Consider the following 12,466-nt stretch of genomic DNA (forward strand, 5'->3'; position numbering starts at 1 on the left):
GCGAGCGCCGGGACCCAGCGTGTCATCCTCTAACCGACGCCGGAGCCGGAGCTACGACTTGTTTCCTAGGGGGACATCTCCTCAACGAGGCGCCACTCACAGGTGATGAAGCGCGCACCGCATCCATGACCATGTTGCCCATCGCCCGGAGCGCAATCCCGGGACGAGGAAAAGCCACTCCATAAGCATAAGGGCGCGCACCAGGAGTTCAGGCGTGCATGGGATTCGAGTCGAACAACGGCTTGGCTCCAACTCCTCGAAACTCCGGGTCGGTCAGATAATTGATCTTATCAACAACGAGCGGTGCACTGCCCTTCACGAAAAGAAGCTGCTTGGACAAAGGAAGCCGCATCACTTCGTCCGGCATGAGCAGGCGTCTGCCCTTCTCCGAGTACGACTCCCCATGATTGGTCGAGTGCCCACTGCTTTTCCCGTAGCTTCTGCCGGATCCGGATGAACCCCCCTCGGTGATCACGGTTGTTTCTCCTGCCATCTTGGACAGCAGATCCGCAGTCGTCCAATCGTTTGTCCCAAAGCACTGCTTCACGTCGCAGTTCGCGAAGATCGTCTCCCAATCGTCCCGGTACTTACCCTTCAATTGGGCCAGGTCCTGGATAATCAGCCAGAAGAGCACGCCGTAGCCGCCGACGAGGCTGATCCCCTCCACCACCGGTCGCATTACCCCGAGCTGTGCAAACTCGTCGAGCAGCATGAGAACCCGGTGAGTCGGCCGGCCGGGAATGCGCGTGATCATGTTGTTGATGCACGCGATTGTCATCCGCAGCCAGGGTGCGTTCGGCTTCACCGCGTCCTGGGGAACCACGATGTAGATGGTCATCGGCACCTCTCCCTTGATCAGGGAGAGGTCCACGTGTCCCGCTCGCTTCCCCCCTTCCCCGCCCTCCAGTACCGATCCCGCCGGCGGCACCAGGACCCTCGCCATCGGGATGGAGTCCAGGAAATCGGTCCCGCGCTCGGCCGTGCTCTTCACCCCGGAGCGTTCGCGCTCCTCCTTGTGGCGGAAACGTCCGACGCCGCGCCGTACCAGGAAATGATCGCTCTCCTCCATCCGGTCGAGCAGGCGTTCGAAGCGTTCACCCGAGAGAGTGAGCAGTTCGCGCACCTTCATCAGCGTTCTGTGTTCCGGCTGGTCCTGGTACTCGTGACAGACGTAGAGCATGAAGCACGCGAGCAGGGAGCGCCCCTCATCGGTGAAGTGCCGGTTCTCCTTGCCCTCCTCCTCGACCAGCATCTCCGCCAGAATCTTGCAATCGTCCAGTGCGCGGTCGCTCCGCGGGCCGTGGGTGTCGATGGTATCGAACGGGTTCAGGAAGGCATGGAACGCGTGGGTACCGGTAATGCGATACGGGTCCAGGACGTACACCTCACCACGGTCCGCCAGCCGCTGCCGGTGCGTGACGTGGAAGTTTTCGCCCTTGATGTCCATGCATACGACGGATCCCGGATACCGCAGCAACGACGGAATAACCGCCCCGACGCCTTTGCCGGCACGTGTCGGAGCCATGGTGAGGACGTGGCTCGGACCATGGTACCAGAGGAGCGGGCCACGCCTCTGCCGGCGTGGCCATGACGGAGCGGACGAAGGAGGCAGCCGCCCGATCATCGCGCCCGGCTCCACCACGTGGACGCCCCTGCGCCGGCGGGCATGTCGGCGGCGTTCCTCTGCCTCGGGCAGCAGGAACTCCTTCCCGGACCCGAACTCGGCCGTTCCGTGGGAATTGGAAGCCTGTTTCACCGCGCCGCCGAAGAGCGCATACCCAAACGCGCAGAACGCAGCCGCGGCGCCGGCGAGCCCCACGGGCAGGGCGCGCCTGAAGATCGGCTCCAGGCGCCGCCACGCCGCGGGGTCGTTCACCGTGGCGCGCTGGTAGGCCATGCCCCACTGCACCGCCCGGGCAGGCGCGTAGATCGGTCCCCGCGCCGCGGCGAGTGTCGCGACGGCAACCAGGGCGAAGAGCGGCGCCATGCGCCGAGTATCCGCGTTCCGCCAGCAGGCAGCGGCGACAAGGAGCACAGCAATCCCGGCACCCACCGCAAGCGCTGGCGGAAAGGCCGGGGAGTACAGCGTTGGGCCAAGATTCGGATGGTAGCTCAGCCGGTCGGCGACGTACTGCGTCGCTGCCGCAAGCCCGAAGAGCGCGCTGGCCGCAGCCAGGCCCGCCAGGGCGTACGGGTGTACCGGCGCGCCCGGCCGCGTCTTCTTGAAGCGGAGGGTGTCGGGGGTGGAGACCGGCACGGCGACCAACCGCGTTCTTCGGCCGCTACCGGCGCGCTGGTGGCGTGAAGACGAGGTCCCGGTCAACGATGATCAGGAACCGCGTCATGTGCAGCCGCCTGAGCGTGGGCTTGATGTCCAGGTTCCGGCGCGTCACCTCTGCCGCCGTCTGGCCAAGGTGCTGCGCAGTGGCTTCCGCGAGTGCATCCCGGCGGGAGCGCGGCTCACCGCCCCCACCGCTGGACTGGAAGCCCGCGGCGATGATCGAGGAGAGGATGGCCTGACCGAAGACGCGGCCGTAGTGGTTGTCCACGCGAGCCGGCAGGCCACTCGCACCTGTGAGATCGCCGGCGCGTAGCGCGGGAAGGGCGTACGTCTCGCCGGTCGGAAAACGGACCGCCGTCCACTGGACCACGAGCCTCGCCTGGCCGGCGGCGACGTCGCTCTCGTAGGTACCGAAGAGCCAGCTGTACCGGGGGATGACCACCACGCGCTGCGCCGCATCGTAGACGTTGCGGGTGACCATCCCCATCACGCTGCCGGGAACGTCGGAGTTGATGGCCGTGTGGAGTTGGCCTTCGATCACGGTGCCGATCGGGACGACCACGCTACCGCCAGGCCCCACAGCCCCCTGCGGCGCTACGACGTACGGAGATGACTGCTGTGGGGCCGGACCTGCGCCACCTGTAACGTAGCTCGAGCGGGAGGCTGGCCCCGCCCCTCCCCCCTCGCGTTCCGCCTGGGAGGGCGTGACGGCAGGCGTCCCGGCAGCGGCGAACCCGGCTGGCGGCACGGACCGTCGCTCCGCTTCCGCGTGGGCGGCAGCCTCCATCTCCTCCAGACTGGGCGGGAGCGGGATCTCATCCGCGGTTTGCGCGACGTCGGGGCCCGCCGGAAACGACGCGCCGCTCTGAAGCGGCTTCGAGCGAAGGGCAGCGAGAAAGCTCTGCCTCCGCGGATCTTCCGCCGGAGGGGGCGCGCTGCTGCCGGACGCAGCGGGGGGCGTCGATGCCACGGGCCCAGCAGTGCTGTCCGCCGCGGAGCCGGCCTGCTGAGGTGCCGGTCCCGCTGCGCCGGCAGGCGCGTAGACCGGCGGGACCACGGCCCCCGCAGCGGCCGAAGCACGAGCCGTCGTGTCAACGGCTCTCATCCAGCTCGGGTCTCCCTCGTTCGCCATGGACTCGACCACGGCCGCATCGGCCTCGCCCGCGTCCCCTGCGTTCCCCGTGCTCGGCCCGGGACCGGTGCGGAACAGCATCCAGAGCAGAACCACCACGACCGCGGCCGCGATCGTGACAAGGAGACGTCGCCGTGGACCGGCCTCGATCGGCTCGGCATCAGGCATGAGCGGCGGAGGTGGAACCGACTCCTGCTCCGCCACCGCGACGCGGAGTGCCGCGTGCTCGTCGTCCTCCGGAATGTCCGTCTGGACCGGATCAGGGACGGAGTGCGTCATCGGGACGGACAATCCTTGCGGTTACGGGTAATCAGCAGCCGCTGCTCCTGTCCTTCACGCCCCGTCCCCACCACCAGCACCCCGCGCTGCAGCACCCGGTCGACGACGTAGAACCCTCCGCGGACCGCGTAGTTGATCAGGACCAGCTCGCCCGCCGGGCCGACCTCGAAGAGCGCCGGCGTCTCGGCCTGCTGGCCGCCTTCCGGCAGCTTGATGTAGGTGTGCTCCCGGTCGGCGAAGACCTGGTCGGGCCGCCACGGGTACCCCCGGTCCCGGCACATGTAGTAGCCGAAGTCGAGCGACGTCGGATCGAAGGGCGCCGCGGCCACCGGCACCTGGCGCTCAAACTCCGCCCGGTCCGCCGCCGCCTGCGCTTCCTCGTCAGCGGCGAGCCGCTGCAGGAGATCCTCGGGATAGTAGAAGCGGACGATCCGGTCGTACGGGAGGTCCGGGTTCTGCCCCGCGGTATCGCGCGCCGTGCACGGCGGTGAATCCAGCGTCAGTTGGTAGAGGCGCTTCTCCGTCGGGATGAAGAGGTTCGTCGTCAGGTTGCAGTCGCTGGGCTGCACGACGACGAGCGTGGTGTTCCGCGGTCCGGGGGTAGTGCCCACGAACCATCGCTCGAGGTCCCCTGTGTAGGGCTCGAACTTGGATTGACCAGCCGGGGGACGCTCCCCCTCCTGGAGCTGGATGTTGCACGCGCGAAGCGGCGCGCAGGTCAGCCGGGGCTGCGTCTGGCCGAATGGATAGACCAGGTAGGAGCCCACGCGGAGAACACGCGCCTGTCCCGTGCGCTGGTATTCACGCGTGGCGGCAATCACCGCCGCGTCCTCCTGGACAGGGCGCGCTCTGGACGGAGTACCGGCTCCTTCTGGTATCGGGGGGTCTGCCTGGCCGGTGGCGGGGGTGGCGAGAGCCAGGGCCGAGATGACGAGGACCGCGAGACAGATCCGCTGCATGGTAACTGCGGAGTTTCTGCTTGTGGGACAGAGAACGGGTCTTCAGCCAGATACCGTGACCTCCGGCGAACGGTTCTTGAAATAGCGCGGGGACCGCATGCGGTCCCCGCTTTGAAGTCGTTACCGGCGTGCCGCCGTGGGCACGGGCTGTGGATCAGCGGCACTTGGCGGCGCTGCCGGCTGGGCGGTGGGCAAACCCTGCATCTGGTGCCACTCGATCGAGCGAATGACGATGCGGGTCGGGTTTTGCCAGAGCGCCTCCTCGGTCGCAGCACGGGGGAGCGTGCCGAGCACGACCGTACCCTGCCAGATCGATTCGACGTCGGGGCCCTGGCGGTGATCCTCGATTTCCTGCCATTGCAGTGTGTAGCGGTTCCTGCGCTCCGGGTCACGGGCGATGCTGTGCATCTTGATCGTGCGTGACATTTCGCCGAGGAGCACCGCCGGGTTGCGCGATGGGGCCGCGTAGTGCTCGCTCAGCCAGCGGTCGGCCTCCTCCGAGAGCAGCGCCCGCGCCGCCTTCGCGCGGTCCATCTGCGCGACCGGGTCGCCGTAGTAGATTCCGCGCGCGTGCACGAGCCACTCGAAGAGTTGCGCTTTCACCTGCGCCTCCGGTGGCTCCATGTACCGGCTGATGTCGTCGAAGCGGATGACGCGCCCGAACTGGTCGTAGGGGATGAAGACGGGGCGCACGCCGCCGCGCAGGGCGATCGTCACGATTCCCACGGCCAGCACGATGTTCGTCGCCGCCGCCAGGTAGTTCTTGAGAGTGGCCTGGTCCAGCGCCCGGGCAAGCTGCGCCACCCGCATCTCGTAGCCCTCCCGCGCGATGTCGTACCGATTCCGGTACGGGCCCGGCCCCTCCGCGACGTCCTGCCGTGGCCGGACGCCGTCCACGGAACGCTTTCTCCGGAAGATTCGCACGCTCTCTCACCTCGTCGTCGGCCTGTGCCTTTTGCCGGCCCCTCAGTAGCTCCGCATCCCGTCCGACAGTCCGACCCGCACCTCAGAAGAGAACCTGCGCCCGACCGAGCCCGGGATCTTCCAAGCGAGGTACGCGAAGGCCACGGCAGCGAACACCAGGGCCACGGCCACCTGCCAGTCCAGGAACGGCGGGTTCAGCACCCAGTGCATCGGGCCGCGCGACGCGTCGTACTTCAACAGTCCTTTCGCGATTTCGTAGAGCGTCTCGAACAGGTCGTATCCCACCCCCGCGATCACCTGCAGGAAAAAAAAAGCGCACCCCCACCTCCAGGGCATACTTGAAGTATCCCTCCGCGAGTCCCGCGGTCAGCCGGAACGAGCCGAACGGGACGAAGACGATCCCGGTGCTCAGGACGAGGATTGCCTCCAGCTTCACCAGCAGCAGCTGGAGCGCGATGATCATGTAGGCCACCAGCACCACGAGCGCGACCAGCAGTACCACGACGGCGGAGAAGAACATCGAGAACAGCGCGTTCACCAGGCCGATCCCCAGTGCGTTGTACGCCTGGTTCATCCAGTTGGAGAACCGCGTGAGGAGGCCCTGGTCCTCCGGCGGCTCCAGCGGCATCCCCTGCTCCACCCCGAGCTGGTCAACGAGGCGCTGAACGATCTCGCCACCTTGTGTGACGATCTCGGTTGGGGTGAGCGCCATGCCCCGGTTGCCGGCGACCATCCCGCCGAGGTGCGCGAATGCGTCGATCACCCGTTCCGTCGTCAGGTGGGGGAAGCGGAAGAACAGCATCATCAGCGCGACCGCGCCCACTTTCCAGAGGACGGAAATGAGAATCTGGTCCACGCCGAGCCTGTCCCTGTGCCACTTGATGCTGGAGTACGAGATCTCCAGCATCAGCAGCCCCCCGAAGAGCCCCAGCAGGGCATCCTGGGCGTTGCTCACCCACTCCTGCTGGCGACTGCGGAAGATCGCCTCCAGGTCCGTTTCCCGTACGCGCGGCGGCTGCGCGGCAAGGGCTGCTGGATCCACTGCATTCAGCATCAGCGCGGCCAGAAGCGCCGCCACCGCGCCCGTGGCGAGCGGGTGGGCGCGCGCCACGTGGGCCACCCGGCGCGCCGCCGCAGCGGCCATGGGGAAGGGCGCCCCCATGGCTCACCACCGCGGGAAGGTGCGCTGCCGCTGGGTGCGGGCGCGAGCGATGCTGTCCTGCCGAGCCTGAACCCTGCGTTCGGCGGCCTCGTGCACATCCTGCCGGTAGGCGTCCAGGACGGCCCGCGCCGTGTCCTCCATCGCCTGGCGCGCCGCCTGGTCGGCGCGGAGCGCGACGTCGACCGCCTGCATGCTGGCCGTGCCCATCTCCAGGTTGCGTTCCAGGAGTTGCTGGTCCAACTGCTCCGCCGCGATCCGGTTCTGGATCTGCGCGACCTCGCGGTCCGTCGCCGCCGTGGCGAGATCCAGCTTCAGCTGGTCCAGCCGGCGCTCCGACCGATCCAGCTGGAGGTAGTGGTCGCGCGCGCCCAACAGCACGTTGTACGCGGCTTCACGGGCCGCCCTGGCCTGGTTTCCAGCCGCCTGTCGGTTCCACTCGGCGAGCTCCGGAAATGTGCGCCGGAAGAGCCGATCGAGGTTGCTGTTGCCGTAGCCGAGGGTCTCGCCGCGCCCGTACCGTGCGTCGATCCGGTCGAGAACCTGGCCCAGCGACGGGATGCGGAGCCGCCCGATGCTGAAGCCGCGCGCCTGCTGGATCACGTGGTTCGTCTGCCGGGTGACGAGCACCAGCTGCCGGCCCAGCTGAGTCCCCTGCAGGATCAACTGGGCATAACGCAGCTTTGCGCTGTAGTGGTTGGCCGGATCGTAGACGACGTCTCCGATGCCGAAGATCGCGTGCGCCGGCCGGGGCACGGCCAGAGCGACGGCGAACCACGCCAGGAGCGTGGCCGCGACGGCGCGGCGCGGATGCCAAAACGGCTTGGGCATCTCTTGTCTCCTCTGGTTGGTGGTGGATACTTACGCCGCGCGTGCGGCTGCGGGCGGGTACATGTCCGCGGCCTGCGCGTGCAGGCCCGCTTCTTCGAGCCACGCGCGTGGCCACTCCGGGCCGTGGATGGCCTTCAGGTGTTTCGCGTGGTCGACCGACGCGGCGGTCGTCATGCCCGGGCGGGCGCCGAGGAACGCGAGCGCGACCGGCCCGAGCTTCAGCTCGAACCGGCGGCTCCCGTCAGGGCTCTTGAAGAAGTAGTCGCGCTTCGTCTCGCCGGTGGCGACGATCTCCACCTCGCGGTCGTTCAGCTTGTAGGCGCGGTAGAGCTTGGCGACTTCCTCGCTGACCGCGTTGGGGTTCGGCAGGAAAACCATCGTCGGGCAGCTGGAGAGGATCACGTCCCGATGCTCGGAGTTGGCAACGTCCCCCGGATCCTGGGTGGCGAGCATGACGGCCCCGTTCGCCTTCCGAACGGTGCGCAGCCATTCCTCGATCCGTGCTGCGAACAGCGAGCGCGTGAGCGCTTCCCACGCCTCGTCGATGGGGATGAAGGTCGGCCGGTTGGAACGCAGCCGGAGCTCGATCTGACGGAACAGGTGCAGGAGCACCGGCACGACGATGCGGTCACCCATCGACATCAGGCGGTGCATCTCGAAGGTGTGCACGCTGCCCGAGGCGAACCCGTCGTGGGAGCCGTCCAGGAGGTAGCCGTACGGGCCGGTGCCGGTGTACTGCTCCATGGCGGCACGAAGCTCCAGGTCCTGCACGTGCATCACGAACGCGCGGATCGTGCGCTCCTCGGGCGGCCGGTCGCCGAGCACCGCGAGGGCCCGCTGGATCGCGCGCCGCTTCGCCAGCGACGGCTCGACCCCCTGCAGCTGCACGGTCGTCTCCGTCCACTCCGCCGCGTGCGCGCGCTCTTCGGGATCGTCCACCAGTGCGTAGGGCTGGAACTGCAGCCCGGTGCGCGGGTCCGGCTTTGGGCGGATGTCGTAGTGGTGCCCGCCCATGGCCGCCGTCAGCAGGTAGGCGGAATGGCCCTTGTCGAACCAGAACACCTGCGCGTCGGGGTACCGCATGAACTGCGAGACGCAGAACCCCATGAACGTGCTCTTGCCGGCGCCGGTGGAGCCGACGAGGAGGGAGTGGCCGACGTCTTTGTGGTACAGGTTCAGGCGGAACGGCGTCGAATCGTCCGTATCGACGTACGCGAGCGCCGGGCTCCGCACGGGGAAGTACGGCGACGGCACGTAGCGGAGCCCCGCCCAGGACGCCGTCACCGGGAGGAGGTCGGCGATGTTCTCCGTCGGCAGCGCGGGCCGCCGGAGGTTGTGCCAGCCATTGCCCGGCATGGACGAGAAGAAGGCCGAGCACGCGTGCAGCCCCTCGATGCGGGCGGTGAATCCGCGCTCGTTGACCTGGTGCATCAGTTGGCGCGCCACGTCCCGGGCCTCCGCATCGGAGTCACCGTGGACGACCAGCGTGGACGTATACAGCGCCGCGCGCCCGCGCCCGCTCTGCAGCGCGCCGAGCACGTCGCTCAGCCGCGCCGCCGCCTGCCGGGCGTGGGTGTTCTCGAAGACCCTGTCATCCTCGATCTGCTGCTGCGTCTTCTCGCCCGATTGGAACATCCCCTGGGTGAGCGTCGCGGCACCCTTCCGGTTCTTGAACCAGGTGTCGCGGATCCGGCCGATGATCCGCGCCGCGGTGGCGTAGCTCAGGGGCACCACGCGCGTGCTCCATCGGTAGGGCGCGCCCACCTTCGTGAGCGGGTCCAGGATGCCCGACCACGACTCGGGCGCGTAGCCGAAGTTCGAGACGGCGTAGATGTGCTTCGACCCGATCCGCGGCCGCGTTCCGCGCGTGAACTCCTGGCTCGCGAGCGCCCAGTCCAGGTGGCTGGCGTCCGGTGGCGCGAGCACCTTGTGCTCCAGCCCCGTCAGGCAGAAGTGCAGGTGCGTCAGGTACTCGTCCGAACCCATCGGCTCCAGGTGAAGCCGGGTGCCCAGTAGGTCCAGCAGCCGCTCCACCCCGTCCTGCATGAAGCGCTGGAGGTGCCGATCCCACGTATCGCCGGCTTCCTCCCCCTGGACAAACCAGCTGCGCGCCCTGGCGGACCGGTCCGCCGGCGGACGCCAGGTCAGCGACAGCACACACTCGGTTTCGTACTTCCGGCCGGAGCGCGCATACTCGCGCCTGCGCTCCTCGTCGATCCCCCACGTGGCGCGGTCCGGGAAGGCCCCCGATTCCGGGTACTCGAAGGAGCGCCTGCGAACGGCGTCGAAATGCAGCACCCAGTCCTCGTAGAACGGGTACAGCGCGCGGTTCAGGTGCGCCGAGAGGGCGTTCAGCTCCGCGTTCGTCGCCGACGCCGTGTCCGGACCGCGGAAGCGGAACCCCGTGAGGAACGCCCCGTCCTTCAGCTGGATCACGCCGGGCGCGACGAAGTAGGCCCACGGCAGGTCGGCCGGGAGTCGCCCGCGCGGGAGCGTGCGGGCGACGCGTAGCCGGTCGAATGCGCGCATGGCCGCCATCCCGCCGCCGAAGGCCGCGGCACCGAGCAGCAGGTCCACCTCAGGGCTCCGGGATCGAGGGGCGCACAGGGTCGGGGCCGTCCCAGATGGACGGGTGCGGATCCGAGAACGCGTGCTCGTGCAGCAGCCAGTGGAAGAAGATGTCGATCGCCCGGGCGTCGTCTTCACAGGCGCGCGCGAGCCGGGGATGGACCGTCGCCATCCCGGCCGCGAAGGTGGCCAGCCCCAGCAGGAAGTGCGTGGCGTTGCCCACGGCGACTGCCGCGGATGCGAGGGTCGCGAGCCAGACCACCAGGTAATCCTGGGGGAGCCCCAGGAAGAGCGGCGTCCGGTACATCGGCTCCGGGATCGGACGCCGCTCGAGCTCCACGTCGCGCGCGTACGCCATGGCTTTAGATGACGGCGCCCTGGAAGCCGATGGTGGCGAGCAGCGTCCCACCGCCCAGGATGATCGCGAGCACCACGAACGCCTTCCCCGCCCACTGGACGATCCCTTCGCCGTTCTTGGCGAAGAGCCACGCCAGGGCGCCGATCATGAGCGCGAGCACGATCGTCGGCACTGCCGCGCTCCGGATGTAGGCGATGATGCCGTTGATGAAGTCGAACGGCGGCGGGACCGTGGTGCTGGCCCAGAGCTCTGCCGGGCTCCCCGCCACGAGGAGCAGCGGAGTGGCGAGTACCAGCAGCGTGCGGATGGATCGGGGCATGGCAGTCGCGGGAACGGGTGTATCGGCGCGCCCTTCAAAGGCGCGTCAGCAGGTACCGGCCTTTCCGGTACCCTGTGCAGTGCGCGACCTCCGTCACCCGGCGGCCGCGGGGAGTCGGCTTGATCACCACCACCAGCTGAATCGCTTCCGCGACGAGCCACCCTTCGTCCCGTCCTGTTTCCCGGCGAGCCAGGCGCGCGATCCGTTGCAGGGCGCCCTGGCCGGAGCGCGAATGCAGGGTGCAGAATCCCGGGTGGCCGGTTGCCCAGCCTTCCAGCATCTGCAGGGCGTACCGGCGGCACTCCGAGACGTGGAGGTATTTCGGCGTCAGACGGAGCGACACGTACAGCAGCACGTCGAAATCGCACTCCGGCGTGGTCCGGAGCGAAACCGTGTTCGGGGCCTGGGGGAGCACCTCGACCGTGTCCTCCAGGATGTAGACGGGGGCGTTCGGGTCCTCCATCAGACGCGCCTGCTCATGCAGGAGCGCGTTGAGCAGGTACGTCTTCCCCGAACCCGTCGGGCCCGCCACGACGATCCCGAAATCCTGCGTGATGGCCCAGCGGATCGCGTCGTACTGCGCAGGCGTCATCACCTGCTGGGCGACGTAGTCCTCCAGCGGCACGACCCGGCGGGGGCGCTTGCGGATCTTGAACATCGGCCCGGCGGCCACCGGCGGGATCAGGCCCTGGAGCCGGGCGCCCCCGAACACCGGTTTCGGCAGCTCGCCTTGCAACCGCGGGTTCCTGGGCGTGATCGTTTCCTGCAGGCGCGCCGCAGCCACGTTCAGGAATCCCTCGATCTCCGATGCTTTCAGCGTGAGCCCCGTCGGCTCGTGCCGGCGGCCCTCCGCGAGCAGCCAGACCATCCCGTCCGGGTTCGCGTAAACCTCTGACGTGGCGTGATCGTCGAAGACGCGCATCACTGCCGGGCCGAGGATCCGCTGCATCTGCACGGCGAACTCGTACTCCAGGCTATCCCGCTCGTCCTCGTCGGCGGCTTCTGCTTGAGCCGCGACGGACACATCCAGCACGGCCACGCTCGCCTCCCCTCACGCAGCCGCGGCTACCGCCCGCCCGGTATCGAACCGCCCACGGCCCTCGATGGCCGGGACGTGCAGCCCATGCCCCGACAGCGCCCGCACGACGTCCGGCAGGGGCCGTCCGAGGTCGAGGAGATCCCATTCGCGGCTCAGCTTCTCGCAGACGGCGCGTACGATCCACGCGGAGTCGTCAAGGCTGTCGCGCTGGAGGGCCGCGGTGCTGATCGCCGCCTGCTTCACGAGCTGACGGATCTCCGCGGGCATGCTGACGTTCATCCGGGACGCGGAAGGCACTGGCTTGTTGGGTTGCGGGGCTACCGGGCACGGCTCCCGTGCCGCTCACCAGCGAGATACCGCGACCTTCCGCGAACGGTTCTGGCTGCGACGGGGGCCTCAGGCGGCTCCGCAGGTCTTACGGGCAGGAAGTCCGGGAAGGAGGGGACGGTGCAGGCGTGACAGAAGGCGGAAATTGTGATTTTTATCGACCGTCACCAGACAGGTTTTGATGCAATAATTTGAAATTCTTGCCTTTCTGTCTTATTACGTGCAGCAGCCCGAGTTGGGGAGTGCGGCATGCAAGCTTCGGATTGTACCGCAAACAGGACAAGCATGGG

At 68.2% G+C, this 12,466-nt stretch carries 11 protein-coding genes; all 11 read right to left on the bottom strand.

The window, feature by feature from the left end; genetic code table 11:
* Positions 1–208: 208 nt before the first annotated feature.
* Positions 209–2,257 carry a type IV secretory system conjugative DNA transfer family protein gene (locus VFZ20_RS27820; RefSeq protein ID WP_329687228.1) on the bottom strand — a complete coding sequence of 683 codons (2,049 nt, stop codon included), beginning with the start codon at positions 2,255–2,257 and terminating at the stop codon, positions 209–211.
* Positions 2,258–2,282: 25 nt separating this feature from the next.
* Entirely contained in the window at positions 2,283–2,843 is a 561-nt protein-coding gene (locus VFZ20_RS27825) for a TrbI/VirB10 family protein (RefSeq protein ID WP_329687229.1), read from the bottom strand.
* A gap of 845 nt (positions 2,844–3,688) precedes the next feature.
* A complete protein-coding gene (locus tag VFZ20_RS27830; RefSeq protein ID WP_329687230.1) occupies positions 3,689–4,513 on the bottom strand; it encodes a TrbG/VirB9 family P-type conjugative transfer protein in 825 nt (274 codons plus the stop codon).
* A gap of 258 nt (positions 4,514–4,771) precedes the next feature.
* Entirely contained in the window at positions 4,772–5,575 is an 804-nt protein-coding gene (locus VFZ20_RS27835) for a type IV secretion system protein (RefSeq protein WP_329687231.1), read from the bottom strand.
* 82 nt (positions 5,576–5,657) lie between these two features.
* A complete protein-coding gene (locus VFZ20_RS27840; protein ID WP_329687232.1) occupies positions 5,658–6,719 on the bottom strand; it encodes a type IV secretion system protein in 1,062 nt (353 codons plus the stop codon).
* A gap of 21 nt (positions 6,720–6,740) precedes the next feature.
* Positions 6,741–7,565, bottom strand: a complete 825-nt coding sequence (locus VFZ20_RS27845; protein ID WP_329687233.1) for a hypothetical protein — start codon at positions 7,563–7,565, stop codon at positions 6,741–6,743.
* Between the two features lie 30 nt (positions 7,566–7,595).
* Positions 7,596–10,142 (bottom strand): hypothetical protein, encoded by a 2,547-nt coding sequence (locus VFZ20_RS27850; protein ID WP_329687234.1) that lies wholly within the window; start codon positions 10,140–10,142, stop codon positions 7,596–7,598.
* A gap of 1 nt (position 10,143) precedes the next feature.
* The gene (locus VFZ20_RS27855) at positions 10,144–10,491 is read right to left on the bottom strand and encodes a hypothetical protein (RefSeq protein ID WP_329687235.1); all 348 of its coding nucleotides are present in this window, start codon (positions 10,489–10,491) and stop codon (positions 10,144–10,146) included.
* 4 nt (positions 10,492–10,495) lie between these two features.
* Positions 10,496–10,810, bottom strand: coding sequence for a hypothetical protein (locus VFZ20_RS27860; RefSeq protein ID WP_329687236.1), 315 nt, complete (start codon positions 10,808–10,810; stop codon positions 10,496–10,498).
* A 34-nt stretch (positions 10,811–10,844) separates the two neighbouring features.
* Complete coding sequence (locus tag VFZ20_RS27865; RefSeq protein WP_329687237.1) at positions 10,845–11,849, bottom strand: ATPase, T2SS/T4P/T4SS family; 1,005 nt, start codon at positions 11,847–11,849, stop codon at positions 10,845–10,847.
* A 12-nt stretch (positions 11,850–11,861) separates the two neighbouring features.
* Positions 11,862–12,128, bottom strand: a complete 267-nt coding sequence (locus VFZ20_RS27870) for a hypothetical protein (RefSeq protein ID WP_329687238.1) — start codon at positions 12,126–12,128, stop codon at positions 11,862–11,864.
* Positions 12,129–12,466: the final 338 nt, after the last annotated feature.

The sequence above is a fragment of the Longimicrobium sp. genome (assembly GCF_036280135.1).
Classification (GTDB): Bacteria; Gemmatimonadota; Gemmatimonadetes; order Longimicrobiales; family Longimicrobiaceae; genus Longimicrobium.

Bases quoted from the DNA above. Each gene is read 5' to 3' on its own strand.
- VFZ20_RS27840 (WP_329687232.1), bottom strand. From the start codon at position 6,719: ATGGCCGCTGCGGCGGCGCGCCGGGTGGCCCACGTGGCGCGCGCCCAC.
- VFZ20_RS27845 (WP_329687233.1), bottom strand. From the start codon at position 7,565: ATGCCCAAGCCGTTTTGGCATCCGCGCCGCGCCGTCGCGGCCACGCTC.
- VFZ20_RS27855 (WP_329687235.1), bottom strand. From the start codon at position 10,491: ATGGCGTACGCGCGCGACGTGGAGCTCGAGCGGCGTCCGATCCCGGAG.
- VFZ20_RS27860 (WP_329687236.1), bottom strand. From the start codon at position 10,810: ATGCCCCGATCCATCCGCACGCTGCTGGTACTCGCCACTCCGCTGCTC.
- VFZ20_RS27870 (WP_329687238.1), bottom strand. From the start codon at position 12,128: ATGAACGTCAGCATGCCCGCGGAGATCCGTCAGCTCGTGAAGCAGGCG.